The sequence below is a fragment of the Tolypothrix tenuis PCC 7101 genome, from assembly GCF_963874875.1.
In the GTDB taxonomy this organism is placed as follows: Bacteria; Cyanobacteriota; Cyanobacteriia; order Cyanobacteriales; family Nostocaceae; genus Aulosira; species Aulosira tenue.
In genome coordinates this window covers 3,720,767-3,746,985 of the sequence record NZ_CAWNJS010000001.1, presented here as the reverse complement: position 1 = coordinate 3,746,985, position 26,219 = coordinate 3,720,767, and the positions used below count along the sequence as shown (strand labels likewise).

At 40.6% G+C, this 26,219-nt stretch carries 26 protein-coding genes; 13 read left to right on the top strand and 13 right to left on the bottom strand.

Features of this window, described 5'->3' with window-relative positions:
- Window positions 1–177: 177 nt before the first annotated feature.
- Window positions 178–495, top strand: a complete 318-nt coding sequence (trxA, locus tag AACU25_RS15355; RefSeq protein ID WP_045871400.1) for a thioredoxin — start codon at window positions 178–180, stop codon at window positions 493–495.
- A 163-nt stretch (window positions 496–658) separates the two neighbouring features.
- On the opposite strand, the gene prmA is transcribed toward trxA, so the two are convergent.
- The 3 genes from prmA to AACU25_RS15340 all read right to left on the bottom strand — a co-directional run bounded on the left by prmA (window position 659) and on the right by AACU25_RS15340 (window position 5,944).
- The gene (prmA, locus tag AACU25_RS15350) at window positions 659–1,579 is read right to left on the bottom strand and encodes a 50S ribosomal protein L11 methyltransferase (protein WP_096576978.1); all 921 of its coding nucleotides are present in this window, start codon (window positions 1,577–1,579) and stop codon (window positions 659–661) included.
- A 116-nt stretch (window positions 1,580–1,695) separates the two neighbouring features.
- The gene (gene serA, locus AACU25_RS15345; protein WP_045871402.1) at window positions 1,696–3,276 is read right to left on the bottom strand and encodes a phosphoglycerate dehydrogenase; all 1,581 of its coding nucleotides are present in this window, start codon (window positions 3,274–3,276) and stop codon (window positions 1,696–1,698) included.
- 619 nt (window positions 3,277–3,895) lie between these two features.
- The gene (locus AACU25_RS15340; RefSeq protein ID WP_096576976.1) at window positions 3,896–5,944 is read right to left on the bottom strand and encodes a serine/threonine-protein kinase; all 2,049 of its coding nucleotides are present in this window, start codon (window positions 5,942–5,944) and stop codon (window positions 3,896–3,898) included.
- A 198-nt stretch (window positions 5,945–6,142) separates the two neighbouring features.
- Between AACU25_RS15340 and AACU25_RS15335 the strand changes: the two genes are divergently transcribed.
- On the top strand, window positions 6,143–6,880 hold the full coding sequence (locus AACU25_RS15335) for a Uma2 family endonuclease (protein ID WP_096576974.1): 738 nt from the start codon (window positions 6,143–6,145) through the stop codon (window positions 6,878–6,880).
- An 18-nt stretch (window positions 6,881–6,898) separates the two neighbouring features.
- Here AACU25_RS15335 and AACU25_RS15330 read toward each other — a convergent pair whose 3' ends face one another.
- Entirely contained in the window at window positions 6,899–7,759 is an 861-nt protein-coding gene (locus AACU25_RS15330; protein ID WP_096576972.1) for an HIT family protein, read from the bottom strand.
- 209 nt (window positions 7,760–7,968) lie between these two features.
- Between AACU25_RS15330 and AACU25_RS15325 the strand changes: the two genes are divergently transcribed.
- Together AACU25_RS15325 and ftsH3 are read left to right on the top strand one after the other, a co-directional pair.
- Window positions 7,969–8,811 carry an aminotransferase class IV gene (locus AACU25_RS15325; RefSeq protein ID WP_190445996.1) on the top strand — a complete coding sequence of 281 codons (843 nt, stop codon included), beginning with the start codon at window positions 7,969–7,971 and terminating at the stop codon, window positions 8,809–8,811.
- A 267-nt stretch (window positions 8,812–9,078) separates the two neighbouring features.
- Entirely contained in the window at window positions 9,079–10,917 is a 1,839-nt protein-coding gene (gene ftsH3 / locus AACU25_RS15320) for an ATP-dependent zinc metalloprotease FtsH3 (RefSeq protein WP_045871676.1), read from the top strand.
- A 56-nt stretch (window positions 10,918–10,973) separates the two neighbouring features.
- Here the strand turns inward: ftsH3 and AACU25_RS15315 are convergent, their stop codons facing one another.
- The gene (locus AACU25_RS15315) at window positions 10,974–11,837 is read right to left on the bottom strand and encodes an ATP-grasp domain-containing protein (RefSeq protein WP_096576970.1); all 864 of its coding nucleotides are present in this window, start codon (window positions 11,835–11,837) and stop codon (window positions 10,974–10,976) included.
- Between the two features lie 219 nt (window positions 11,838–12,056).
- Between AACU25_RS15315 and AACU25_RS15310 the strand changes: the two genes are divergently transcribed.
- On the top strand, window positions 12,057–12,200 hold the full coding sequence (locus AACU25_RS15310; protein WP_206758958.1) for a hypothetical protein: 144 nt from the start codon (window positions 12,057–12,059) through the stop codon (window positions 12,198–12,200).
- 296 nt (window positions 12,201–12,496) lie between these two features.
- Window positions 12,497–12,769: a GlsB/YeaQ/YmgE family stress response membrane protein gene (locus AACU25_RS15305; protein ID WP_096576968.1), complete on the top strand. Its 273-nt coding sequence runs from the start codon at window positions 12,497–12,499 to the stop codon at window positions 12,767–12,769.
- 249 nt (window positions 12,770–13,018) lie between these two features.
- Here the strand turns inward: AACU25_RS15305 and AACU25_RS15300 are convergent, their stop codons facing one another.
- Window positions 13,019–13,201 carry a CsbD family protein gene (locus tag AACU25_RS15300; RefSeq protein ID WP_096576966.1) on the bottom strand — a complete coding sequence of 61 codons (183 nt, stop codon included), beginning with the start codon at window positions 13,199–13,201 and terminating at the stop codon, window positions 13,019–13,021.
- Between the two features lie 311 nt (window positions 13,202–13,512).
- Between AACU25_RS15300 and AACU25_RS15295 the strand changes: the two genes are divergently transcribed.
- Both AACU25_RS15295 and AACU25_RS15290 read left to right on the top strand, forming a co-directional pair.
- Window positions 13,513–14,382 (top strand): TIGR02587 family membrane protein, encoded by an 870-nt coding sequence (locus tag AACU25_RS15295; protein WP_096576964.1) that lies wholly within the window; start codon window positions 13,513–13,515, stop codon window positions 14,380–14,382.
- Complete coding sequence (locus AACU25_RS15290; RefSeq protein WP_096576962.1) at window positions 14,379–14,780, top strand: TIGR02588 family protein; 402 nt, start codon at window positions 14,379–14,381, stop codon at window positions 14,778–14,780. The genes AACU25_RS15295 and AACU25_RS15290 overlap by 4 nt, the downstream gene beginning before the upstream one ends.
- Window positions 14,781–14,951: 171 nt before the next feature.
- Here the strand turns inward: AACU25_RS15290 and AACU25_RS15285 are convergent, their stop codons facing one another.
- The 4 genes from AACU25_RS15285 to AACU25_RS15270 form a co-directional block, all read right to left on the bottom strand.
- On the bottom strand, window positions 14,952–15,719 hold the full coding sequence (locus AACU25_RS15285) for a ChaB family protein (RefSeq protein WP_096576960.1): 768 nt from the start codon (window positions 15,717–15,719) through the stop codon (window positions 14,952–14,954).
- 167 nt (window positions 15,720–15,886) lie between these two features.
- A complete protein-coding gene (locus AACU25_RS15280; protein ID WP_096576958.1) occupies window positions 15,887–16,426 on the bottom strand; it encodes a Dps family protein in 540 nt (179 codons plus the stop codon).
- Window positions 16,427–16,878: 452 nt separating this feature from the next.
- On the bottom strand, window positions 16,879–17,238 hold the full coding sequence (locus AACU25_RS15275; RefSeq protein ID WP_096576956.1) for a hypothetical protein: 360 nt from the start codon (window positions 17,236–17,238) through the stop codon (window positions 16,879–16,881).
- Window positions 17,239–18,231: 993 nt separating this feature from the next.
- Window positions 18,232–18,825, bottom strand: coding sequence for an SH3 domain-containing protein (locus AACU25_RS15270; RefSeq protein ID WP_096576954.1), 594 nt, complete (start codon window positions 18,823–18,825; stop codon window positions 18,232–18,234).
- 384 nt (window positions 18,826–19,209) lie between these two features.
- Here AACU25_RS15270 and rbsK point away from each other — a divergent pair, with 384 nt between their 5' ends.
- Window positions 19,210–20,133, top strand: a complete 924-nt coding sequence (rbsK, locus tag AACU25_RS15265; RefSeq protein WP_096576952.1) for a ribokinase — start codon at window positions 19,210–19,212, stop codon at window positions 20,131–20,133.
- Between the two features lie 43 nt (window positions 20,134–20,176).
- Here rbsK and AACU25_RS15260 read toward each other — a convergent pair whose 3' ends face one another.
- Together AACU25_RS15260 and AACU25_RS15255 are read right to left on the bottom strand one after the other, a co-directional pair.
- Window positions 20,177–20,350, bottom strand: a complete 174-nt coding sequence (locus AACU25_RS15260) for a hypothetical protein (RefSeq protein WP_190445999.1) — start codon at window positions 20,348–20,350, stop codon at window positions 20,177–20,179.
- Window positions 20,351–20,505: 155 nt separating this feature from the next.
- Entirely contained in the window at window positions 20,506–20,937 is a 432-nt protein-coding gene (locus AACU25_RS15255) for a nucleoside deaminase (RefSeq protein WP_096576948.1), read from the bottom strand.
- A 16-nt stretch (window positions 20,938–20,953) separates the two neighbouring features.
- On the opposite strand from AACU25_RS15255, the gene AACU25_RS15250 reads away from it, so the two are divergent.
- The 4 genes from AACU25_RS15250 (at window position 20,954) to AACU25_RS15235 (ending at window position 24,817) form a co-directional block, all read left to right on the top strand.
- Window positions 20,954–21,877 carry a nucleoside hydrolase gene (locus tag AACU25_RS15250; protein ID WP_096576946.1) on the top strand — a complete coding sequence of 308 codons (924 nt, stop codon included), beginning with the start codon at window positions 20,954–20,956 and terminating at the stop codon, window positions 21,875–21,877.
- 354 nt (window positions 21,878–22,231) lie between these two features.
- Window positions 22,232–22,942, top strand: coding sequence for a hypothetical protein (locus tag AACU25_RS15245; protein ID WP_321206871.1), 711 nt, complete (start codon window positions 22,232–22,234; stop codon window positions 22,940–22,942).
- Between the two features lie 286 nt (window positions 22,943–23,228).
- On the top strand, window positions 23,229–23,375 hold the full coding sequence (locus tag AACU25_RS15240; RefSeq protein WP_190446000.1) for a hypothetical protein: 147 nt from the start codon (window positions 23,229–23,231) through the stop codon (window positions 23,373–23,375).
- 38 nt (window positions 23,376–23,413) lie between these two features.
- Window positions 23,414–24,817: an NAD(P)/FAD-dependent oxidoreductase gene (locus tag AACU25_RS15235; RefSeq protein WP_096576944.1), complete on the top strand. Its 1,404-nt coding sequence runs from the start codon at window positions 23,414–23,416 to the stop codon at window positions 24,815–24,817.
- A gap of 255 nt (window positions 24,818–25,072) precedes the next feature.
- On the opposite strand, the gene AACU25_RS15230 is transcribed toward AACU25_RS15235, so the two are convergent.
- Window positions 25,073–26,219, bottom strand: a 1,147-nt coding sequence (locus tag AACU25_RS15230; protein ID WP_339382034.1) for an amidohydrolase family protein, incomplete at its 5' end; no start/stop codon positions are given.

Sequence of the window (26,219 nt, the reverse complement as noted above, 5' to 3'; positions counted from 1 at the left end):
TTTACTGGAATGCAACATTTTCACAAATTTGCTGCAGTAAAAGTCAAGTTAAAGCATCCTACATAGGTTTGATATTTTATGTAGATGAATTACTTTAAAACAAAATAATGATGTTACACCTTTTCTTGAAAGTACGCATTAATATTGAAATCAAACAAGAGAAAATCGGTGTGTCACATGGCTACTAAAAAACAATTCAACAGCTTTGAAGAAATGCTGAGTGATTCTGATGTACCTGTTTTGGTAGATTTTTATGCGGACTGGTGTGGCCCTTGTCAGATGATGGTACCAATTTTGGAACAAGTGAATGCCCAATTAAAAGACCGTCTACGGATTGTGAAGATAGACACAGAAAAATATGCAGAGTTAGCAACCAAGTATCAAATTTACGCCCTACCCACCCTAATGTTGTTTAAGCAAGGTCAACCAGTAGACAAAATTGAAGGTGTAATGCAAGCACCGCAATTAGTCCAACATCTGCAAACTAAGCTTTAGGGCATGGGGCATGGGGCATGGGGCATTGGGTAATTGGTAATTGGTAATAGGTAATTGGTAATTGGTAATGGGTAATTGGTGTTTGTTATTTTTCCCCCTGCTCCCTGCTCCCTGCTTTTTCCCAGTCCCCAGTCCCCAGTCCCCAATCCCCAATCCCCAATCCCTACGACCGTCTCACATTCAAACAACACCATTCTTTCTTCTTCCACAAAGTAGCAATCACCCAGCCGTGTTGTTCTAATGCATCAGCTACGGCTTTCGATTGCTCAAGTAAAATGCCGCTGAAGATTGCCCAAGTGCTAGGTTTGCTAATCGCGGTGATTTCCGGGACTAATTCGATAATTACATCAGCTAAAATGTTGCAGACGATGCCATCTACTGGTGCTTCAATCAGTTTTTTGAGGATGTCTACGCTACCTTCTGCTGGGATCAAGCGTTTTGGGCTAATGTCGTTGAGGGCGCGATTGCTGAAGGTGGATTGAACTGCTAACGGGTCATTATCCACTGCATAAACTTTTTCTGCCCCTAGTAAGACTGCGCCAATAGAAAGGATGCCAGAACCACAACCAATATCGGCAATTACTATTGGCTCTTTCTGAGTTTCCGAATTTACAAATGATTTAGGTAATTGACTCAGCCGCATTTCCAGAGATTCTAAGCATAACTGAGTTGTGGCATGGTTGCCTGTTCCAAATGCTACACCAGGGTCGAGGCGAATTACTAAGCGCTCTGTGGATTCTGGGAATGGTAGCCAAGCCGGATTAATTAAAAAGCGATCGCCTATTTTCTCTGGTTGCCAATATTGTTTCCAGCTAGTGGCCCAATCTTCTTCATCAATTAATTGCCAGTTTAAATTTGGCGCTGATAACCCTACACATAGCGCATCTTGTCGTAGCCACAACGATAGTGCTGCCAAATCTAACAAATCTACCTGAAATTCTGGTAAATAAGCCTTTACGAGTGAAGAATTGCCTTTACCTTCAATTGCTGTACCACGACAGCCAAAATTTTCCAGTCGCCAAAAGATTGTATCTTCTAGGTCTGGTTCACATAATATCTGTAATTCCCACCAGGTGTTTGCCATCTTTTCAGTGCTGTTAGCGGTAGCGGGGCGTTTAGCCCGTTCTGAGTGCTGAGTGATGAGAAAGTTCTGAGCTGATTCTTTTTCTACTCAGAACTCGCTACTCAGCACTCAGCACTTTATAGTGTTACTGTATACGCGTCCCGAATGCCTGGTACTTTGGTAATCTCATCTAAAATGCCCTCTGGTAAGGGATCATCGATGCTGAGAGCCATGACCGCATCACCACGGACGATTTTGCGACCTACCTGCATACTGGCAATGTTGACATTAAAACTGCCAAGTAGAGAACCGAGTTTACCAATGATACCCGGCATATCGCGGTGCAGGGTAAACAGCATATATTTGCTGGGGGGGACATTAATGGGGAAACCATCAACGTCAGTTAGGTGGATTTCTTTGTCACCTAATAAAGCACCGGTAACGCAATGTGTTCCTAAAGTGCCTGTAGCTTCTAAATGCAAGGAACCTGCATAGTCACGTACAGAGGCATCTCTGGTTTCAATTACCCGAATTCCCCGTTCTTTAGCTTCAATGCTGGCATTGACGTAATTTACTCGTTCCCGCAATGCTTGGTATAGCAGTCCTTTTAGGGATGCTACCACTAAAGGCTGACTTTTGTTAGTTGCTAGTTCGCCTTGCAGTCTGATGTTGAGTAATTCCACCCGTCCACCTGCTAGCTGTCCTACGAGGTTCCCCAAGGTTTCTGCTAGCTGCATATAGGGTTTGAGTTCTTCCAGGACATCGGGGCCGAGTCCGGGAATGTTCACAGCCGAACGTGCGGGGAGTCCTAAGAGGACATCGCGGATTTGTTCAGCCACATCAATCGCCACATTCACTTGCGCTTCTGCAGTTGATGCTCCCAAGTGAGGGGTGAGGATGATGTCTTTACCAATCGATCGCAAATCCGATTCGGCTAATGGTTCAGACTCGAATACATCTAAGGCTGCACCAGCTATTTTACCTTCTTTGATTGCCGCCGCTAAAGCTGCTTCATCAATGATCCCACCACGGGCGCAGTTAATAATCCGGGCAGTAGGTTTCATCTTTGCCAGGGTTTTGGCATTGATTAAATGCGCTGTTTCTGAAGTTTTGGGGATGTGTAAGGTGATGTAGTCTGCTTGCTGGATGAGCAAATCTAAATCAACTAATTGACAGCCAATTTGTTCAGCTCGTTCTGTGGAAATAAAGGGATCGTAACCTAGCAATTTCATTCCCATCGCCTTAGCTACAGCCGCGACGTGGGAACCAATTTTACCCAACCCAACAATACCGAGAGTTTTTTTGTAAACTTCCGCGCCGACAAAAGTTTTGCGATCCCACTCACCTTTTTTCACCGAGACATTTGCATCGGGGATGTGACGAGACAAAGCCAACATCATCGCGATCGCGTGTTCGGCTGCTGCGATCGTGTTACCTTCAGGAGAATTTACAACCACAATCCCGTGGCGTGTGGCAGCAGGGACATCCACGTTATCCACACCCACACCTGCACGACCGATAATCTTTAACTGCGTGCCGGCTTCAATAATTTCTTGGGTGACGCGTGTACCCGAACGAATCATCAGCGCGTCATACTCACCAATAATTTCTATCAGTTCTGCTGGTTTTAAACCTGTTTTGACATCAACTGTTGCTACTTGCGAGAGAATGTCAATTCCAGCCTGGTCAATAGGATCGGAGACAAGAACCTTGGACATGATTACTTTGTTTAAAGCTACAAGTTTTGCTGCACAAGACTTTTTAGTTTAGTCTTTATCCGTTGCAATTCAGCAAAAATTCTTTATTGTAATATCAACTTATCCTTACACTGACACCTCGCACTGAGGGTATGTATCAGTTACAAGGGTGATATGGCGCTGCTGCCAAATGTGCTGAGTGCTGAGTTGCAAGTCAGAATATACTCTTCTACCTACACCTCTGCTTCTGTTTTCTCACCTTGTCCCTTGTTGATGCTAGGTGCTGAGTTTCAGAATTTGAATTGATTGTTACTGCCTCCTATATTTGAATATCAGTGACTGTTCGTGTCACCTTTGGGTAAATATAAACCATGAATAGGGGACAGTATAGATATATTTATTAATCGTTAAGAGTTATCTGTATTTCTTTCGGGCTACACAATGGCTAAGGAATACCACTTGCGGTTGAATTCATCCCCAGCAACACAGTACTGCTGAGTATCACTTTATCACTGTCAGGGGTAGTGCGTAGACGTAGCCATATCTAGGGATGAAGTTGACTGTCTTTAGCGGGACTTATGAGCCCTGACTTTTTCAAAAAGTCGGGGATCTGGACAGCAACGTTTGCTGAAGTCTGCTGCTATTCCGTAATTCGCCAAATTTTAACTGTCTTATCCTTACTCCCACTCACTAGAGTCTTACCGTCTGAGCTAATAGCTACGGTATAAACTAAATCACTATGCCCCGTGAGAGTAGTTTTTAGAGATCCAGTTTGTAAGTTCCAAATTTTAATAGTATTATCCCAACTGCCACTAGCAAGAGTCTGTCCATCCGGGGTAATTGCTACAGAACTCACTGCATAGCGATGTTCAGTAAGAGTATTTTTTAACTCCCCAGTTGGTAGATTCCAAATCTTTATTGTTCTGTCGTAACTTCCACTAGCTAAAGTCTTCCCATCTGGGCTAATTGCAACAGCAAAGATGACATCTTTATGACCTATCAGAGTATTTTTTAAATCCCCAGTTTGCAGATTCCAAATCTTGATAGTGCTGTCTGCACTTCCACTTGCTAGAGTTTGCCCATCTGAGCTAATCGTAAGAGCCATCACTGAATTATTGTGTCCGTTGAGAGTATGTTTCAACTCTCCAGTTTGCAAATTCCAAATCTTGATTTTATTATCTCCACCAGCACTTACTAGAGTTTGTCCATCTGGACTAATAACAACAGCATTAACCCTTGCTTCACTTCTAGGAAGAGTTGCTTTCAATGTCCCTGTGGGCAAATTCCACATTTTGATATTGCCATCTTTGCTACCACTAACTACAGTTTTACCATCAGGGCTAATAGCAACCGAATTAACTACATCAGAATGTAGACTAAGAGTTGTTTTTAAAGCACCATTTTTTAGGTTCCAACTCTTAATACTTTTATCGGCACTGCCACTAACTAAAGTTTCGCCATCGGCACTAATAGCTAGAGAATTAACCCACTCAGTATGAGCAGTTAAACTATTAGCTAATGCGAGTTTTTCGTAAGCAACTGTATGATCTACTAGAGGTTTACGAATTTGCCAAACTCCATATCCTCCCAAACTTAGTAACAAAATAGCGCCACTAAGTAACAATGGTATTTTGAAATACTGTTTTGGTTTAGCTAAATCTACTACTGTTGGAGAAATTATTTCCTCCTGCCTCTTTATTGATATTAGGGGTTGATAAGCTGCTGTCGGCGGAAGTTCCGGTGGTGTAGAGACTGGCCGAGGATGAGCCACTGTAGCGGGCATTTCTAAAAGGAAATTTACATCATTAATATCTTGTAATACTGCTTCTGCCGATTGATATCTTTCCTCATAGTTTGGTTGCAGTAACTTATCTAACATCATTGCCAATTGTGGACTGACTAATTGCTGCGAATGCTGTCGCCAATTAGCAACCCAACTATAGCCTTGTTGCTTCCATAATTCCCAAGGTGCAACACCAGTTAAAAGATGAAAACAAGTAGCACCTAAACTATATAAATCACTAGCTGGATATACTTGTCCATCTTGCATTTGTTCTAAGGGAGCATAACCAAAAGAACCGATGGTTGTTCCTTGTTGAGTCATGACAGTTTCACTCAACTGTTTAGAAGCACCGAAATCTATCAGAATGATATTTCCCTTCGTAGCTGATGATTTACGCCGAAGAATATTTTGTGGCTTGATATCTCGGTGAATTACTTTTTGTTGGTGAACTGTTGTCAGAATATTTAATAACTCAAGCAATAATTCTCGAATTTTCTGCTCATTAAAAGTACCTTGCTGTTGTAATTCATCCAGTAAATTCTCCCCATCAATAAACTGCTGCACCAAATACAAACGCTGCTCTTGTTCAAAATATGCCAATAGCGTTGGTATTTGGGGATGTTCTCCCAATTGTTGTAAACGCCTCGCTTCTTGCTCAAATAATTCTGTTGCCTTTTGTAGTGCGCCAGTTCCCTGTATCTGCGGTGCAAACTGCTTAATTACACAGAGTTCATTAAACTTTTCAACGTCTTCAGCCAGGTAAGTTTTACCGAATCCTCCGCTACCAATTACACGGATAGGACGATAGTGTCGCAATATAACCAAAGGAACGCCACAGTTTGAACAAAACTCTGTACCATCCGGGTTTGGGGGGTTATGGCAAGAAGAATTGAGGCAACATATCATACACGTAAGTTTAAGGACACATGGAGTAATTATCGCTTACGCATTGGGGATTGAGAATTTTAGATTTTAGATTTTAGATTTTGGATTGCCTCCTGCTCCTTTGCCTGCATAGCGATTGGTTATTTTTTTCATTGGAAGTCCCTACTCCCTAACCCCTACAAATCGCTATAATTTTTGTGAGTTTTGGGAAAATCAGCCATGTTAAACTACAACCTGCCGAGGTACTTGCCTTCTGCTGAAGAATTGCCCGACTCTGACGATACATCTGTGGATAATGAACTGCAAGAATTAATACCAGGCTTATTAAAAGCAATACTGCTGATTCTTTGGTCAGAACGCATGGACTGGTTCTTTGGCGTAGATATGGGTATTTATTATCACCCAGATGAACCGCCCATTGTACCCGATGGCTTTCTGAGCTTAGGAGTAGAGCGTTTTTATGACGAAGAATTACGTCCCAGTTATGTGTTGTGGGAAGAAAATATTCTACCTATTTTAGTGCTAGAGGTAGTTTCCCAAACTTATCGCAAAGAATACACTGCTAAGTTACAACAATATGCAGAATTAGGCGTACTTTACTACGTAATTTATGCTCCTCGCCGTCGTCGTAAAGCACGTTTAGAAGTATATAAGTTAGTTAATGGTACTTATGAATTGCAAACAGGAAACCCAATTTGGCTACCAGAAATTGGTTTAGGAATTGGTTGCGAACGAGGAAACTATTCTGGTGTAACGCGGGAATGGATGTATTGGTACGACGAGCAAGGAAAGCGTTACCCCACACCAAAAGAACAGATTCAACAAGAAGTACAACGTGCTCAACAAGCGGAACAAATGGCTCAACAAGCAGAGCAACGTGCTCAACAAGCAGAGCAACGCGCTCAACAATTAGCAGAAAGGTTAAGAGCGCTGGGTATAGACCCTGATGAGCAATAACTATTACCAATTACCAAATCAAATAGATATCTTTTTAGGAATCACATTTCTCATTCCACTTTTAGCACCTACAGCATCACCTTTGTAACGCGGGATTATATGGATACTGGCGTGCATCATATTTTGTCCGGCGACTCGATTAATGTTGATTCCTACATTAAAGCCATCAGGATTAAATTCTGCTTTGAGCATTTTTTGGACTTTGTTCACCATAAACCAGCAAGCAGATTGTTCTTTAAAAGGTAGGTCAAAATAATTGCTCGCATGGCGTTTGGGAATAACTAAAATATGTCCTTTGCTGAGGGGATAGCCATCGAAAATTGCGTAAGCAGTTGCAGATTCTGTTAATAGTTTTAAATGTGTATAGGGATTACAGAATAGACAATTATTAGATGAATTGCGTTGGTGGTTGTAATGCCGATATTCATAAAACTCCCGACTGTCATCTAAATAAATAGAATGAAACGGTAGTTTAACAATACATTGATAGGTAGGTTTTTTATGAACATAATGTTCTCTAAAACCTTCTTTTTTGATATCTCTCCTCACTGCATAATAAGCTTTACCCCCTGGTTTCAATAAATGTGCTACTTCCATGAGTACACTAGCTTGTTCTTCAGAAAACAACACATTTAAAACATAAAAGCAAATTATTGTGTCAAATTGTCCTTGAGGATATTGGGAAAAATAATAAGGGTCATAACCTGTAATATCACAGCCTTTTTCCCGCAAGATTTTCACATCATTACCCAAGCCACAACCAAAATCTAATATTTTGCCTTGTAGCAGGTTTTGATTTAATAAATATTGTGCTGGAAATGACAAGCTAGTTCTTTCTATCGCGGTGAGATGGCTGAATAGGTTTTTTTGCTGTTTCATGGAATTTCGCTTTTCTTGTCCTCTGATACATCTCGTTGTTATTATTACGGAGACAGAAGGCACAAGGAGAAGCCAATTATTATACTCTGGTCTTCAGTTCGTCGTCAGCACCATACTTTTTCCCTTCTCTACCGATGAGATTCTTTGCCTATTGGTATTAGCAGAAAATTCAATTTACTGATGAACATACTTTCATTTCTTCCCTTGGGATGGAAGAAGTACTAGAATCAGCCGCAATAGTTACTGAGGAAAGACGAATTTATTTCATTTACTGGTACAACGGTCAATTAATTGAATCCCAAACCCTAGAATTAAGCATTAACGATCCAGGGTTACTTTATGGGGCGACGATTTTTACTACGATGCGGGTTTATGAGAATTCGCTCGATAGCAGGTTAACTCACTGGACTTTACACTGCGATCGCTTACTATTTTCGCTCAAAGCTTTTAGTTGGCAGCAACCAGACTGGAATCGGGTACGTCAAGGTGCGGAAATCCTACTGCAACATTTTCCGATTCTCAGAATTACCCTGTTTCCTGATGGACGGGAGTGGATAACGGGTAGGTTATTACCAGAGGATTTAAGCGAAAAACAAGCAAATGGAGTCGTTTGCACCGTTGTCAGTGCAGAATACGATCGCACTCTGGCTTCTCATAAAACTGGTAATTACTTAAGCCCTTGGTTAGCCAGAAATATCAGCCTCAATTTAGCTGCTCAAGAAGCGATTTTAGTCGATCAAGCGGGAAATTGGCTAGAAACTAGCACTGGGAACCTTTGGGGTTGGCGTGATGGTTTTTGGTGGACACCGCCTTTAACTGGAGGAATTTTGCCAGGAATTGTGCGATCGCAGCTTGTAAAATGGCTGCAATCCCAGCAGCAACAGGTAAAAGAGGAACCCTGGACAATGGAGTTAGTCAAGGAATTTACAGCGATCGCCTACACTAACTCTGTAGTGGAAATCCTCCCTATCCATACCGTTCACCAGCCTGTTGGGTCGCTACAATATAATCCTCACCATTCTAGTTTTCAATTGCTCAGGAGTTTTTTTTAGCATGACAACGTCACCATTTTGGTATACGTTAAGATAAGTTAACATAATTCTTAAAAACACCCTCTCTTTTAGAGACGTTACCAAAAGGTGGCAAAACAGCCCAGTTCTGCTGAGAATGGGACGTAAAGTTACCTCAAGGGGAAACCCCTGCTTCGCCACAGTCATGAGTTATTTACTCAGAGTCATTCATAAAACAAATGACAAGGGACAAATAACAAATGACACATGGAAGCAATCGCACGAAAAATATTAGGAGGATTTACCTCAGTGAATAAAAGATGGAGAAACGCGGGGCTGTACGCACTGCTTTTTATAGTTGTAATTGCTTTAGGGACAGCGTTTTTTGATAAGCAACCCCAAAGCCGAGAACCATTACGTTACAGCCAATTTATTCAAGAAGTTGAAAAAGGCAGAATAGATAAAGTCAGTTTAAGTGCAGACCGTTCTACAGCCCTGGTTACATCTAGAGACGGTAATAAAAAAGTAGTCACATTAGTCAATGACCCTGACTTAATTAATACTCTTACTGCCAAAGGCGTTGATATTTCTGTTTTGCCTCAAACCGACGAAGGATTTTGGTTTAAGGCGTTAAGTAGCTTATTTTTCCCAGTATTGCTTCTAGTAGGCTTATTTTTCTTACTACGTCGCGCTCAAAGTGGCCCTGGTAGCCAAGCCATGAACTTTGGTAAGTCTAAAGCCAGAGTGCAAATGGAACCCCAAACTCAGGTTACCTTTGGTGATGTCGCTGGTATTGACCAAGCCAAGCTGGAATTAAATGAAGTCGTAGACTTTTTGAAGAACGCCGATCGCTTTACTGCTGTTGGTGCCAAAATTCCTAAAGGCGTATTACTAGTAGGCCCTCCAGGGACAGGTAAAACCCTCCTAGCTCGTGCGGTTGCTGGGGAAGCTGGTGTACCATTTTTCTCTATCTCTGGTTCTGAGTTTGTAGAAATGTTCGTGGGTGTGGGTGCTTCCCGCGTCCGTGACTTGTTCGAGCAAGCTAAATCCAATGCTCCCTGTATCGTCTTCATCGATGAAATTGACGCGGTAGGTCGTCAACGGGGTGCTGGTTTAGGCGGTGGTAACGATGAACGGGAACAAACCCTCAACCAGCTACTCACCGAAATGGACGGCTTTGAAGGTAACACCGGTATCATCATTATCGCTGCTACCAACCGTCCTGATGTACTAGATGCAGCGCTGTTGCGTCCCGGTCGTTTTGACCGTCAGGTAGTGGTAGACCGTCCCGACTATGCTGGACGTAGCGAAATCCTCAAAGTTCACGCTCGTGGTAAGACCTTAGCTAAGGATGTGGACTTAGATAGAATTGCGCGCCGTACCCCTGGTTTCACTGGTGCAGATTTATCCAACTTGTTAAACGAAGCCGCTATTTTAGCAGCACGGCGGAATTTAACTGAAATTTCGATGGATGAAATCAACGACGCAATTGACCGCGTGTTAGCTGGCCCAGAGAAGAAAGACCGCGTTATGAGCGAAAAGCGCAAGACTTTGGTTGCATATCACGAAGCCGGTCACGCCTTAGTTGGTGCGTTAATGCCAGACTATGACCCAGTACAAAAGATTAGCATCATTCCTCGTGGTCGTGCTGGTGGTTTAACTTGGTTTACTCCTAGCGAAGACCGGATGGATACTGGCTTATACAGCCGCGCTTATTTGGAAAACCAAATGGCAGTAGCTTTAGGTGGTCGAATTGCCGAAGAATTAATCTTTGGTGAAGAAGAAGTTACCACTGGTGCTTCTAATGACCTGCAACAAGTTGCCCGTGTTGCCCGTCAAATGATCACCCGCTTTGGGATGAGTGACAAACTAGGGCCTGTAGCTCTTGGTCGCCAACAAGGTAATATGTTCCTCGGTCGCGATATCATGTCAGAGCGTGACTTCTCGGAAGAAACAGCAGCCGCTATTGATGAAGAAGTCCGCAAATTGGTAGATGTAGCTTATGCTCGCGCCAAAGAAGTATTAGTCAATAACCGCCACATCCTCGACCAAATCGCGGATATGCTGGTTGACAAAGAAACAGTAGATGCTGATGAATTGCAAGAAATTCTGGCAAACAACGATGTCAAAACTGCCGCTTTTGCATAAGCGATCGCTTCTATAAATTAAAAATTTAAATTCGGGGTAATTCTGGAGTCTCAGAGTTACCCCAATTTTTTGTTACCAAATAATCCTTTCTCCTGAGCAATCAAATTTTGCCACAATGTAAACGGAGAAATAGCTGCATATCCACTCTCTTGTCCATCATTACACTCAATCACAATCCACTCACCAGTGATTGTTTGTGCAACATCAATTACCACAAATGGTAGATTGAGGCGCATTGCAGCCTCACTAGCAACCAAGAGAGCTGCTTTCTGTTCTTGTTGATTCCAATCATAAGAGGTTGACCAGTATTGTGCTGCTCCCACACATTGCCCCTGCCACCAAAATGAACGGAACTCGAAAGATGCAGGGATTTTCTCAGTCAACTCTGATGGTACAGGTCTTAGTTGGACAAATTCTCTGCAAACAAGGTCTTGGTAATGCAAAATCGGATCTTCTTTGTAAGCCTTGATTGCTCGGTAGTAATCCTCAGACGAACGAATGATTGAAAGTGCGGCTTTGTGACGGCTGGTTTGACGACTACCTTTGAGAAAAAGCGGTAGTCCAATTGTCTGTTCTAAAATTGCAATATCTGGTGGTTCCGAAAACCAGAAACTTTTGGGTGTTAGTCCTTCCAGCAGAGGATACCAACGCGGTAACTCGCTAGCAAGAAGATGTTGTTCCGGTGAGTGAACTAAGAATATACCATCTGCTGCTAATTGTTGATATAGCTCATCGTAATTAGTTACTGCCCCAAATCTCCCAATTGCTGTAATTTGCTCAGGGCGATTCCACGGCCGACGACAAGCAAAGAATTGAGAAAGAGAAAAGTCGTAACTCGGTAGATTGACTTCTCCAACCAAAACCCATACAGCTTCTTCAAGCAGAATGAGATCAAGATTGTCTGGATTTACACGAAACATTAATACTTACTGTAGAGATAAATGTACGGGTCAATTGAGGATTATGTAGCGAAATATCAGGGTTTGTACATCTTCTTTTTACCAAAAAATGTTCGGCAATGTAAGTAGCCATCATGAACTACATACACCACAAGACATGAAAAATTCATTAATCCCCCTTGCTCCCTGCTCCCTGCTCCCCTGCTTTTTCAAGTCAGCTCGGTGTTAAAAATTATCGCTATGGCAAGGCAGGATGTGAGCCACTGCGGTGGACGGGTTCCCCGGCATAAAGCAAGTGGCGAACCCGAAGGGCAGGAGGAAGAACAAGAATTTTTATCTTTAATTCTCTGGTTGTGTACTTTATTTAATTGCAAACTGCTATAATTCTTCACCTGTTCCCTGCCCATTGTTCCGTAATTGTATGTGATATTTTGCGAGTTTTTAGTAATCTTAAGTTGCGAAAAAAACTGGATATCTATGTTGCTTAAATAGTACAAATACCAAGCCTAGAATTTATTTTTTGGATGATTATTTGCAGAATTTTATCTAGGTATATATCGCAATTTTTTTTTTAAGAAGTATCAGGCAATTTTTTTTTACAATTTATACTTATCTCTTATGGCAGAAGTCACTTTAGACTGTAATCAATAACCTAGTAGTTACATTTGGTACAGAAAATTATGAACCTTCTTGCTTGGGTTGTTCTTGGTATTATTGCTGGTGCTATAGCTAAAGCTATTTACCCAGGTCGTCAAGGTGGCGGAATTCTTTCGACAATGGTTTTAGGTATAATTGGTGCTTTGATTGGAGGAACTTTAGTTTCTTTCTTGAGTCCACCAGGGGCAACATTTGCTGCTGCGACTCTCAGTATTCCTAGTCTAATTATTGCTGTCATTGGCGCAATAATTGCTATTTTCTTATGGGGCTTATTAACTGGTCGTAGCAGTTATTAAGCACATAATATCAGGCTCATGGCTAGAGTTAACCTATTACCTTTCTTAAAACAATAGAACTCCAATTTCTTTACAGAAATGGAGTTCTACAATTTATACCAATTCTCTACAATTCAGTAATACATCGTAAGGCTCGAAGCTTAAATTCTGTCAACATTCTGTAATTACGTAGCGCTTTGCGCTTCCCGTAGGGTATTACGAATTACGAATTAGTATCAAAGGTTGTACCCAACATTGTCACCGAGAGAACTAATCTATCGCCTTTTTCAGTTCATCTTTAATGTTTTCGGTGGTGTGTGTAACTTGGGCTTCAGCTTGCTTTGCTTGTCCTTCAGCTTTATCTGCTGGGTTACCAGTTACTTCTCCCATTATTTCCTGAGCTTTACCTTCGATATTTTTGGCGGTAGCTTCTACTCTTTTTTCAATACTCATAAGTTTTTACCTGCTTTTTTAGTTAAGTTGAATTATTAGTAACAGAAATAATTTAGACTAGAAAATAAAACCTTCGCATCTATCACAAGAAAGTACATGACTTTCTTAATTTCTCTACCCAAGATAGATGCAAAATTAGCAGCTTCTATAATAAATAATAAAAATCTTCCTAAATTATCAATCAAATAAGGATTTGGAATTAGCTTACACCCATGATTGAGTAAGCGATCGCTCCTGATTATTAACCAATTAATTACTTATTTTAGACTAACAATAACTCAGTAAGTAATAACTGAAAGGAAAATTTAGTAGTGTCCAAAAAATATCGCCAAAAAAATATATGGAAAAGTGAGATTAATGACATCATTAGGGGTACTTGTGGCGGCTTTTTGTTTGGAATTCCCTTATTGTACACAATGGAAGTATGGTGGATTGGCTCGTTAGCAAAACCACCGATGATGATGTTAGCGATCGCATTAATGTTTATTGGTGTGTTCTTAGTTAACCAAGCAGAAGGCTTCCGCAAACGCAGACATAATAGACGAGCTTACGAAGATATAATAGATACTATAGAAGCAATGGCGATCGGGCTAGCTTGCTCTAGCTTTATGCTCTTTTTATTACAAGAACTGACACCGCAAACTTCTCTGAGAGAAGCACTAGGCAAAATCATCTTTGAAAGTGTACCATTTACTCTTGGTGTAGCATTAGCTAATCAATTTTTAGGGGATACTGATAGTACCAATACTGAAAGGCAAACAACTCAGAAACAATGGAGTAACTTACACGCCACCCTCTCCGATTTAGGTGCCACTCTTATTGGTGCAACCGTAATTGCATTTAACATTGCCCCCACAGATGAAATTCCCATGCTAGCAGCCACAGTATCACCTCCGTGGTTACTAGCAATAATTGCTACATCATTGGTGATTTCCTATGGCATAGTGTTTCAGGCAGGTTTTTCCGATCAGCAAAAGCGCAGACAGCAAAAAGGAATTTTTCAACGCCCATCAAGCGAAACCATTATGTCTTACTTAGTTTCATTATTAGCCGCTGCGTTGATGCTGTGGTTCTTTCAAAAGTTGAGTTTGAGTGACCCCTGGACAATGTGGTTAGATCACACTTTAATGTTAGGGTTACCTGCAACCATTGGTGGTGCAGCTGGCAGGTTAGCGATATGAAGAATCAAGATAACCAGCATGAAGAGCGATCGCTTGCTGAATGGCTTACATTTACTGCTGCTTCATTTATTCTCACAGTAATTATCGGGTTGGTGGGATTTACTTGGCTAAATGACAAAAATCAACCACCCATAGTATCCATCATTAACAAACAAAGAACGCGCCAAATTAATGGACAGTTTTATGTCCCTTTTGAGGTGATCAATAAAGGTGGAGATACAGCCGAATCAGTGCAAATCATGGCTGAGTTAGAAATTAACGGCAAAGTTACAGAAACCGGGGAACAACAGATAGACTTCTTATCTGGCGGGGAAACGGAAGAAGGGGCATTTGTATTTAACCAAGACCCCAACAAAGGTAAGTTAACTATCCGTGTTGCTAGCTATAAATTGCCCTAGCGCTTCAAGAGACGCGATTAATCGTGTATGTACAAAATAAAGTAACTTTATATATTTTTTAGCGTTATTTAGTATGTATCAGCGCTTAATTATTTTTGCTCAAATTGCAGATAAAAACAGATAAATCTGCATTCATCTGTTTTTATCTGGATTTATAATTAATTTTCAAAATCAAGCTTTTATCTTAGACTGTGACCAAACACCATTTTCATCTTCATCAAATTGCTGACGCACTGCATCCCAAGCAGCTTGTTCAGATGTGAACTCGTCGCTAGTTTCAGCTAAGGTGACGTTATAGCGTTCAATAAAAGTGCGCTGTGCTTCATTCGATAAATGAGAGCGAACTTCTGGCGATAAGTCTTCTGGGCGGTTACAAGGGCCAGGACAAGGACGAGCTAAGATTTTCTCATTGCTGTGAATTTCTTCACCGCCAGCACTTTCTAATAATAATTGAAATTCGCCAGTGCGATCGCTTGGAACTTCTGCCATTAATAAAAACTCACCAGCTTGTAAGCGGGTTTGGTAAACTGTAGCCTTATCTTCCGGCATTCCTAAAGCCGTAAGCACTGATACTAATCCCGCACCAGCACTACCTGCGATCGCACCCGTTGCAGCCCCCAGTAACACCGCACTAATGGGGCCTGCGGCGACAATTGGCCCAACAAAGGGAATGAAGAGTACGCCTACACCCGTAAGCAAACTGAGAAAGGAACCAAACAAGGAACCAAAAATTGCCCCTGTTCTTAAACCTCCCAAAATTACATCTCTCTTGGTAATAAACCCAGCAATTCGAGTTTCTGATTGAAAGTTTCTACCCAAAACAGAAATATGATCTCTCGGTACACCCCGATCTAACAAACGCCGAATTACATCATCAACTTGCTTCTGTTCTTTAAATACAGATGAAATAGTACGTTCTGCTATATAGGTTTCTGCCACTTGAATCTCCTTAAATCTTTTAATTGCAACTTTTTATTTCTTTATGGTGGGGAAAAGGTAAAGGTTAAAAAGGGTAAAGGATGAATTGCAACCTTTACCCTTTCAATACTTTTCAGTTAAAAGAAAACTTGTCGCGCTTATCCCTAACCCTGAACCTGCTTTATTAGCTATACACCTACAGGAGTTTGAGTATCAGCGGCTGAAGGTTGGCTGGTTGCTTCTAATGCTTGTCCTTCAATAAAGGAGCGCAGCATCCAAGCAATCTGCTCATGTTCTTCCATCAATCCAGTCAAGAAGTCAGCAGTTCCTTCATCATTGAAATCTTCGCTAGAGCGCTCTACGTGTTCTCTGAGGTTACGAATTACCTGCTCATGATCTTCTACTAGTTGAGCTACCATTCCTGTAGCTGTCGGAACTTGTCCAGCCTTTTCTTTAAGGGTAGCAATCTTTAAAAATCCCTCTAATGTACCCACAGGGTAACCACCCAAAGTCCGAATCCGCTCTGCTATAGCATCAATATTTTCAGTTAATTTCTCGTAGTGTTCTTCCCATAGTTGGTGCAGAGTCCGAAACTGAGGGCCAACAACATCCCAGTGATACTTTTTAGTTCTAACTAACAGCACATAAGAATCTGCTAAATCTTGATTTAGCAAATCAATAACACCTTGACGCTGTTGTTCTGTTAATCCTATGTTTGGTTTAGGCATAAATTTCTCTCTTTTTGGCGAACTTATTTATTAAGTGTCCAAATTTCAGCCTTAAACTACATCAGCCTACAGAAATAATGTTAATTATTTTTAATTTCAATGAAATAGTTAATTTTTCTGCTTATAGGCAGATGCTTAAATTTTACAATCTGAAGTAATTATTATTATTTTGTTTGTATTTAAAGGACTTATATTTGATTTTTGAAGTTCGCGTAGGATGCGTTAGCGATAGCGTAACGCATCCGCACTGAGATTTTTTCACAAATCAAATCGGATTCCTATATTTGTTCATAGATTGGAAGAAGCATCTTGAATCTTCACGATTATCAAGATGCTTCTTTCATTCAGAGATTATAAATTATTTAGGAAAATAACCCGATGCTAGCTTAGATTTAGAAACAGGAGAGCATGATAATTTAGCCTCAGACTATTAGTCTGAGGCTAATAAGAGCTTACTTCTTGCCTGTTACTTTTTCCAAAAAGTTTTCGATATTATCTTCTACTGAAGTTGAACTAGTCGAATTTTCAGGGCGTTTCATTTTGTCAATATCTGCATCACCCTGAACTTCATTCAGTCCCTCATTTGATTTCTTTTGAACTTCTTTCAATCCTGGGGGGTTAGATCTGCCTACTTCGTCAGTCTTGCGTTGAGTTTCCAGAAGTTGTGTAGTGGCTTCTTCTGGATTGCTTTGATAGCTATCAATTGCAAAAGCAGGGAATGCATTAGACACAAAGAGCAGTGTGCAGGTAAAAGCGAGAACTAAAAAACGTACTGGACGTAAGATGGATGAAACCAAAGCAATAATTTTCATGTGTATTCCTCAATAACAGCGCTTAAAACGCATAACTTGTACTTAAACCCAGAAGGATTTACCTAAATTCGGTTAATTGAAATTACCTTTTTTAGGAATGCTTCCATCTCGATTTTTGCTCATAAACCTAGCGAAGAAATTAACTTCCGTATAACTCGAATAACAAATTCATTTATAATAATTCTTATTCAAGAGTTATATGATATTTGAAGTTGTTAACTCTTCATCTGAAGTTCGATAATTTATTTTTATCTTGATTTATTAAAGCTCGCATCAATCTGGAGAATGAAAAGGAATTAGCTAATTCCGGCGATAAAATCACTCTCTAGGCAGAGCAAGCTCATTTATTCAATTTATTTAATGTACTTCTTTTATTAATTATGTAATGTCAAAAATTGATTAATTAATATTATTTATAGTCTAAATATTAACATTGCAAATTATTACTTTCAATTGTCATTTAGTATTTGGTGTTTATATTCCTCATCCCCCATTACCCCTAATCCCCACGCTCTGGGTGAGTTCCCCATTACCCAGACTCTAGTATGGGAACATACAAGTTCTAAATTTTTTCCGGAATGGGTCAAAAGCATCTTGTATACACATACATACAGAACCTCTTATACAGAAACCGGGGCAATAAAGCTATAAAGCCCCATGTACAATTCTTCTCTCAAAGCCGCCCTCTAGATAGTTTAGGGCGGTTTTGGTATATATAGGGGGCTATGGTTAAATTTTCAGTTGTGCAAGCAAGCTGGGAGTTTAATTAATTCTTGGTGGTTCAGTCTTTATGCGGTTGAGAAACTGAGAGCCAATTAGTAAAACTGAGCGAAGCTAACTCTGGGAAAACTAAGGTTATACCAATTCAAAATACCTTATGCTTCCCACAGAGTACTAAAAAATTCAAATTAAGACAGAGTAAGCGTTTCGTTAATTTTGTAGACGCGGAACAGCTTTCGCAATTACGAATTACGAATTAGTATCAAGTCCTGGTTATTGCGTTTTAGGGCAATAAGCAAGGTATCTTGACTGTGCATAGCCCATTAGAGGTGATGAAATCGGAAGCCAACCATTTTTTCCCGGTGCAATGACAACATTTCTACCATTAGGGATAACGCCCACCCTTGCTGAATTACTAGAAGGCGCTGTTCGCACCACTAAACCACCATCAGCAGCTACTTTGCGGCAAAAGTTTAACTCAGGAGGTGTTGCAGCTTTTGAGGCTTGGCATGAACTAAGGAAATTAGTATGTAAGATGTAGCCATTGACAGGAGATGTAATTGGAACCCAGCCATTTTTGCCGCGATCGCTAATTGTCACATTTGTGCCATAGTCTAAAAGCGCAACCACTTGGCTATCTACTGTTGGCTTTTGCAAAACGTAAAGGCCATTCCTAGCCATTATTCGACGACAACTGCTTGGATATTGCGCTAGTAAATATTCACCTTGGTTATTTTGTAATCCTGTTGCTGGGGTAGAGGATTGCATACCTTGATGGTTAACTGTCTTCAAGGCGAGAGACGGAGTTATAAAAACCGTGGCTGTTAACAATAATGAAGTTATACCAATTGGTAATGGGTAATTCATAATTCCTAATTAAGACAGTTGAGTTTAATCTGGGTTTTCAATGGGAATCTTTTACTAAATTCAAAACTCTGATTTCTCAGATGCTTATTAAACTGATTGCTAAAAACGTAAACAATCTTGTATCACAACACATCTCATCTAGGAGAGATAAAGTATTCATCCAAATGACATAAAAATTTGTGATTTTTACTTAACTTTTAGACTATTTATTGCTCATTAAGAGTTAAACAAAGAAGGCAATAAATTAACTACAAAAATTAATCATAAAACTCTTGTGGTGTGGACATCTTGCCCGCTAAAGTTATACGTAATTCAGATGATTGAGGTGTTGCCAAGACATCGCCTCCTGTAGGATGGGGCTAAATCACTTTTCACATCAGCATTATGAGTATTATTGTTTTTGGCAGCATCAATATTGATTTAGTCGCCTCAGTACCCCGATTGCCAAATCCGGGAGAAACGTTATTAGGACATAACTTTTTGCAAGTTGCTGGAGGAAAAGGTGCAAATCAAGCTGTCGCGCTGGCACGTTTGGGAGTTCCCACTCAGATGGTTGGGCGTGTAGGTACAGATAGTTTTGGTTCAGAATTACTATACAATTTGCAAAACTCTGGTGTAGAAACTGAAAATGTTTCTATCGACCAAAATGTCAGTTCGGGAGTAGCTGCGATCGCAGTCGATGATAAAGGTGAAAATCAAATAATTGTCATTCCTGGTGCGAATGGGTGTGTCAATCAAGAAGATGTAGAGCGATTGTCTGATTTATTACCAAATAGCACCGCAATACTTTTACAATTTGAAATTCCGCTGGCTGCTGTGGTGGCTGCGGCGAAAGCAGCACATCAAGCAGGAGTCAAAGTAATTCTCGACCCTGCACCCGCACAATCTCATGTGCCAGATGAACTTTACTCCCTAGTAGATATCATTACACCCAATGAAGTGGAAGCTGGGCAATTGGTTGGTTTTCCTGTAAATAACGAAGAGTCAGCAAAAGCAGCAGCTGGAGTTTTATTGCAACGGGGAGTGAAATGTGCGATCGTCAAACTCGGTGCTAAGGGTGTTTTCTGCGCCACTGCGGAAGAAAGTTTCTTTGTCCCAGTGTTTCCCATTCAGGTTGTAGATACGGTTGCAGCGGGTGATGCTTTTAATGGCGGTTTAGCTGCTGCGCTTTATGAAGGCCTTCCTTTACGCCAAGCGGTTGTTTGGGGTGCGGCTGCAGGTGCTTTAGCTGCGACAAAATCAGGGGCGCAAACTTCCTTACCTGATAGGTTGACGTTTGATGCGTTTCTGAAGGAGAGGGGGGTTTAGTTTGGGGATGAGGGAGTAAAAGATGGGCTATTGGCTCCTAAAATTACATTGCATCCGGATACATAAACAATGTCAACCGATACAATGGCATTGCATCCCGATGCATAAACAATGTCAGCCAATACAATGGCATTGCATCCCAATGCATAAACAATGTCAGCCAATACAATGGCATTGCATCCCGATGCATAAACAATGTCAGTCGATACAATGGCATTGCATCCCGATGCATTAATATAGCACGCTGATATTTCCAAGCAAGGGGGCAGGGAGCAGGGAGCAGGGGAGAAATAATTAATAACAAACCCCAAACACCCATTACCCATTACCCATTACCCATTACCCATTACCAATTACCCAAATGACAAATAACTACTTCCCAATATCCTCATTCCACAATTCGGGATTAGTTTCGATAAATTCGCTCATCATTTGTTCGCATTCATTTAGACTCAGATCAATTACTTCTACGCCGTGAGATATCATAAATTCTTTAGCACCTGGAAAGGTTCTCGATTCTCCGGCGATGACTTTTTTAATGCCAAATTGCACGACTGCGCCAGCGCATAAGTAGCATGGCATTAAGGTTGAATAGAGTGTTGTACCTCTGTAGTTACCAACTCTTCCGGCGTTGCGGAGACAATCAATTTCGGCGTGGGTTACAGGATCACCATCTTGTACGCGCTTGTTGTGTCCTCTGCCGAGAATTTTGCCATCTTTGACAAGAACTGAACCAATGGGAATTCCCCCTTCTTGTCTACCTTGTTTTGCTTCTTGAATAGCAGCTTGCATAAATTCATCCATATTTAATGCTCCTTATATGTCTAAACAACTTGTATTAATGGATCACGATGGCGGTGTAGATGATTATCTAGCAACTATGTTGTTGTTGACGATGGATCATGTGGAATTACTGGGTGTGGTTGTGACTCCGGCTGATTGCTATGTGCAACCTGCTGTTAGTGCTACGCGTAAAATTTTAGACTTGATGGGATTTTCGCATATCCCGGTGGCGGAAAGCACGGTGCGGGGTATTAATGCTTTTCCTTATCTCTATCGTCGTGATTCTTTTGTAGTTGACCATCTCCCAATTCTCAATCAAAACGAAACTATTAAAACGCGCTTGGTTGCGGAGACAGGGCAAGATTTTATGGTGAAGGTGTTGCGTGAGGCAACTGCACCAGTAACACTGATGGTAACAGGGCCATTGACTACAGTAGCAACGGCTTTAGATCAAGCACCAGATATTGAGGAGAAAATTCACAAGATTGTTTGGATGGGGGGTGCTTTAAATGTCCCTGGAAATGTAGAAAAAAATTGGGAACCAGGACAAGATGGTTCTGCGGAATGGAATGTTTATTGGGACGCAGTTTCTGCAGCGCGGGTATGGGAAAGCCAAATTGAAATTATTATGTGTCCTTTGGATTTAACTAATAATGTACCTGTAACATCAGATTTAGTGCAAAAAATGGGAAAGCAACGCCACTATCCTATTTCTGACTTGGCAGGGCAATGTTATGCCTTAGTTATTCCGCAAGATTATTATTTTTGGGATGTGTTGGCGACGGCTTATCTAGGACATCCAGAATTTTATCAACTGCGAGAATGGGAAACGGAAATTATTACTACTGGGTCTAGCCAAGGACGAACTAAAGTAGTATCTGGTGGTCGCAAGATTTATGCAATGGATCAAGTAGATAAAGAAGCTTTTTATGCTTATATCTTGCAACAATGGGCAAGATAAATTGTTTGCACGGAAAAGTTGCATCTTAATATAAATAGTTAGTCATCTCTCTCAGGATAGAAATAAAAATTATTTCTCCGCCTCACATGAATCAGAATTTATTAGGAATAATTGAGCTTTTTAAAGTGAAAAACGGGACTTTTGGGTTATATAGTCGATAAAAACTCTTAATATCTATAAAATTGGTAATTTTATCAATTATTTTCTTGATTTTACTTACTAAGAAGATTATGCTCTGATGGTATTTTTTTAAATTTAAATTTCAAACAACTAAATGTTAAATCCAAGTTAAATACTGATTAATTAAATTTAAAATACTCATATTGATGTTTCGCTTTTAGGAAATTACACTTAGTGAGACTAGCGTTATTTATTTCTCCGCGAAGAGTTGGCATACTTCTGACCATAGTAGTCATAGCTCTAAGCATTATCAGCTTTGCTGGACAGGTTTCTACCTATGTTATTGGTCATGGTAGAGTTTTTGGATTAGTCAGGTTGTTCGATGTGGGTCAGGATTCTAATATTCCCACATGGTATTCATCTATAATGCTATTATTTTGTTCGCTGCTCTTAGCATTAATTGCTAAATCTCAAAAGACGGCCCGTACTCGCTACATCCTCCATTGGAAAGTTTTAGCGGCTATTTTTTTGTATATGTCTATAGATGAAGTAGCGATGATTCATGAGAATGCAGATTTAATTTTAGGGTCACACATTAGCCGAACTGGGTTTCTTCACTTCGGCTGGGTTGCTGTTGGTATTCCCCTAACAATTATTTTTGTGTTGTCTTATCTCAAATTTTTGATTCATCTTCCCAAAAAGACAAGGCTTTTATTTGTTGTTGCTGGTGCTATCTTTGTTAGCGGTGCCATAGGTGCAGAAATGTTTGCTGGGCGACATGAAGAGATATATCATTTAGATCTAACTTATGCAATGATTACAGCTGTTGAAGAGTTCTGTGAGATGTTCGGCATTGTTGTTTTTGTATATGCTTTGCTTTCATACATCAAGGAACATCTGCAAGAAGTTAACTTTGGTATTAAAGAAGCTGTACAGGCACAATGAGAGTTATTGATTGTGCAGAGCTAAAAGTTTAATGTTTGGTGAAAGACAGTTAGTCAACCAGTAAGTTTAGAGTTATTTAAAGCAGGGTGTAATACCAATTATTTGAATAAAGTCTGCCATATTTGAGTACTATAAAAAATTTAGCGATCGCTATGTGGATTTTAAAATCAACTATTAACATTTCTAGGGATGCGTTACGCTGTCGCTAACGCATCCTACTTAATTTCAAAATTAAATATGAGTCTGATATTGGTATTGCTGATGTATGTCATAAAAACTACGGTTTTTGTGGCAAAAATCAGCTAATAAAGGTCACTGGCTGCAAGCGATCGCAGAATTTTACAATTTAGTAGCTTTAGCTACTTTTCTTATTTTCTTAATTGTTTTTAAAGAAACCGCAACTTCTATCAAAATCCTGTTACATATTTGTTAAGAATAGTTACGGCTTCTTAACAGAAGGAAATATGTCTTATGACAAGCAAACTTGAGAAGAAAGTACCACATCAAGTGGTTATCATTGGCGGCGGTTTTGGTGGACTATATACAGCAAAGCATCTTGCTAACGCAAATGTAAACGTTACTCTCATCGATAAACGTAACTTTCACCTATTTCAGCCGCTTTTATATCAAGTTGCCACAGGTGCTCTCTCACCTGCTGATATTTCCTCACCATTGCGATCTGTATTCAGCAAAAGTAAGAATACACAAGTGTTGCTGGGAGAAGTAAGCGATATCGATCCCAAAGCACAACAAGTAATCATGGGTGAGCGAGTAGTACCTTACGATACATTAATTGTGGCGACAGGTGCTAACCACTCCTATTTTGGTAAAGATGACTGGCAAAAATTTGCCCCTGGCTTGAAAACTGTTGAAGATGCGATCGAAATGCGTCGCCGGATATTTTCAGCCTTTGAAGCTGCAGAAAAAGAAATTGATCCAGAAAAACGCCGTGCTTTGTTAACCTTTGTGATTGTGGGTGGTGGCCCTACAGGGGTAGAATTAGCAGGTGCGATCGCAGAATTGGCATACAAAACCCTCAAAGAAGATTTCCGCAACATTAACACCTCAGAAGCGAAAATTGTCTTATTACAAGGTGGCGATTACATCCTGCCACACATTTCACAAGATTTATCAGTAGTAGCAGCAAAATCTCTACGCAAATTGGGTGTGGATATTCAAACCAACACCAGAGTTACAAATATTGAAAATGACATCGTTACTTACAAGCAAGGCGACGAAATCACCGCTATTCCCTCAAAAACAATTTTGTGGGCTGCTGGTGTGCAAGGTTCGCCAATGGGCAGAGTTTTAGCCAAACGTACAGGTGTAGAGTGCGATAAAGCTGGACGTGTGATTGTTGAACCAGACTTGACTATTAAGGGTTATGACAACATTTTCGTAATTGGAGATTTAGGCAACTTCTCCCATCAAGATGGTAAACCCTTACCTGGTGTTGCACCTGTAGCTAAACAACAAGGTGAGTATGTAGCCACACTCATTCAACTACGACTCCAAGGTTATAATTTGCCACCATTCCATTACAATCACGTCGGTAGTTTGGCGATGATTGGGCAGAATTTAGCCATTGTTGATTTAGGCTTCCTCAAACTCACAGGTTTCTTAGCTTGGGTATTTTGGTTAGTAGTTCACATCTACTTCTTAATTGAATTTGACACTAAATTACTAGTAGTCTTCCAATGGGCGTGGAACTATATCACTCGTAACCGTCGCTCTCGATTGATTACAAATCGCGAAGCTTTTGTAGAAATCAAAACTGTTAACAATCCTAATGCTGTTAACAATATCGTGGTTACCACTAGCGAGTTGCATACATCTAAAGATAAAGGTAATTTAGTCGGCAATACTACACCTTAAATTCAATTTAACTCCTAGCATTCCAATTTGGTATGACTTGAAAATACCGTTGACAGTTGACTGCAAAGATAGCTCTTCATTTCTTGGTTGTGGTATTTCACCTTGGGATATAACTTGTAATTAGGCTAGGAGTAAGATGTTAAATTTGGGGGCTGGAAGATAGTAAGTCTTCCTTAAGGGGAAATCGTAAACATAAATTATTTAATTTGTAGACTCATCACTACTATTCCTTTTCTCTGACCCTTGCCCCCTGGCTTACTGATACAGAGATAAGGAATTTTCGCGTAAAATTGCTAGAGCGATCGCTTCTGCTTCTTTCAGAGTAATATCGGTATCTTGAATAGCCTGGTTAAGTACTTCTTGTAATAGCTGGCGACCCCATTTTGCCCCTAAATAATACAATTCGGGGATTGAGTGAGCATCAGAGGAATACATGAGTTTACTAGTAGGCGCTAACTCTAACAATTGTCTGATGGCTTCACGCATTCCCGATACACTTAAAGATGGGATGGCTAAACCATAATCTAAATAGACTTGGGGATACACAGCAGCTAAATACCCCGCTTCTCGCATGAAAGGATAAGCAGCGTGTAACAATACCAAAGGCGCTTGACGATATTGGGGTAATTCTAAAAGCGATCGCAAATTTAGCGGATTAGCTAATCGTAAATCTAAATCGGGGTCACCAAAACCAGTATGTAACTGCACAGGTAGCTGATATTTCGCCGCAATTAACAAGGCTTCTTGCAGTAAAAAATCAATCAAAGCTTTATCAACCAGACGCACTGGTTGATTATTGAGTGTTTGTCTAATTTCATCAAAGCGAGACGCAGCCACTTCATAAGTTACAGGCTGGACATCTAAGCCACTGCGATAACAAACAATACTCTTAAAACCAATAACTCCAGGTGGCGGTGGATCGATTTCGCTGTGGAATCTGGCGAGAAAATCCTCGAAATTGGCAACTTGGGGAATTAGCTGTTCTGCTATCACTTCCAACCGCAGAATTCTGCGGACGGTAATTAATTGTTCGTGCCATGACAGCGGTAAGATACTTTCAGTTTCTAATCCATCATCCAAATAAATCGCTTCTAGGTTCGCAGCTTGGAAATAAAGCCGCGTCAGACTTTCTAATCCTAAACTTTCCCGCCGCGCTGCGATCGCACTTTCTTCTGCTTCACATTCCAATAAAGCCGCGATTTCTCTCAGACTGCGCCGATAAAAGAACGTGTGGCGCGCATGATGATTCACTATTTCCTCGTCATATCCTTCGGTAAAAGCAGCCGCAAACGGATAACGCGCTGCTACTTCCGGCCGCAGTATATTGTGCGCGTGTTGATCGATGAGGGGAATGTCGGTGAGGTTGAGTTGCATGGGGGTTGGGGACTGGGGACTGGGGATT

Bases quoted from the DNA above. Each gene is read 5' to 3' on its own strand.
- AACU25_RS15325 (WP_190445996.1), top strand. From the start codon at position 7,969: ATGGAAGAAGTACTAGAATCAGCCGCAATAGTTACTGAGGAAAGACGA.
- serA (WP_045871402.1), bottom strand. From the start codon at position 3,276: ATGTCCAAGGTTCTTGTCTCCGATCCTATTGACCAGGCTGGAATTGAC.
- AACU25_RS15260 (WP_190445999.1), bottom strand. From the start codon at position 20,350: ATGCCATTGTATCGACTGACATTGTTTATGCATCGGGATGCAATGCCA.
- AACU25_RS15330 (WP_096576972.1), bottom strand. From the start codon at position 7,759: ATGAAACAGCAAAAAAACCTATTCAGCCATCTCACCGCGATAGAAAGA.
- AACU25_RS15235 (WP_096576944.1), top strand. From the start codon at position 23,414: ATGACAAGCAAACTTGAGAAGAAAGTACCACATCAAGTGGTTATCATT.
- AACU25_RS15275 (WP_096576956.1), bottom strand. From the start codon at position 17,238: ATGAAAATTATTGCTTTGGTTTCATCCATCTTACGTCCAGTACGTTTT.
- rbsK (WP_096576952.1), top strand. From the start codon at position 19,210: ATGAGTATTATTGTTTTTGGCAGCATCAATATTGATTTAGTCGCCTCA.
- AACU25_RS15310 (WP_206758958.1), top strand. From the start codon at position 12,057: ATGGCAAGGCAGGATGTGAGCCACTGCGGTGGACGGGTTCCCCGGCAT.
- AACU25_RS15255 (WP_096576948.1), bottom strand. From the start codon at position 20,937: ATGGATGAATTTATGCAAGCTGCTATTCAAGAAGCAAAACAAGGTAGA.
- trxA (WP_045871400.1), top strand. From the start codon at position 178: ATGGCTACTAAAAAACAATTCAACAGCTTTGAAGAAATGCTGAGTGAT.
- AACU25_RS15270 (WP_096576954.1), bottom strand. From the start codon at position 18,825: ATGAATTACCCATTACCAATTGGTATAACTTCATTATTGTTAACAGCC.
- AACU25_RS15305 (WP_096576968.1), top strand. From the start codon at position 12,497: ATGAACCTTCTTGCTTGGGTTGTTCTTGGTATTATTGCTGGTGCTATA.
- prmA (WP_096576978.1), bottom strand. From the start codon at position 1,579: ATGGCAAACACCTGGTGGGAATTACAGATATTATGTGAACCAGACCTA.
- AACU25_RS15290 (WP_096576962.1), top strand. From the start codon at position 14,379: ATGAAGAATCAAGATAACCAGCATGAAGAGCGATCGCTTGCTGAATGG.
- AACU25_RS15250 (WP_096576946.1), top strand. From the start codon at position 20,954: ATGTCTAAACAACTTGTATTAATGGATCACGATGGCGGTGTAGATGAT.
- AACU25_RS15340 (WP_096576976.1), bottom strand. From the start codon at position 5,944: ATGATATGTTGCCTCAATTCTTCTTGCCATAACCCCCCAAACCCGGAT.
- AACU25_RS15280 (WP_096576958.1), bottom strand. From the start codon at position 16,426: ATGCCTAAACCAAACATAGGATTAACAGAACAACAGCGTCAAGGTGTT.
- AACU25_RS15335 (WP_096576974.1), top strand. From the start codon at position 6,143: ATGTTAAACTACAACCTGCCGAGGTACTTGCCTTCTGCTGAAGAATTG.
- AACU25_RS15315 (WP_096576970.1), bottom strand. From the start codon at position 11,837: ATGTTTCGTGTAAATCCAGACAATCTTGATCTCATTCTGCTTGAAGAA.
- AACU25_RS15300 (WP_096576966.1), bottom strand. From the start codon at position 13,201: ATGAGTATTGAAAAAAGAGTAGAAGCTACCGCCAAAAATATCGAAGGT.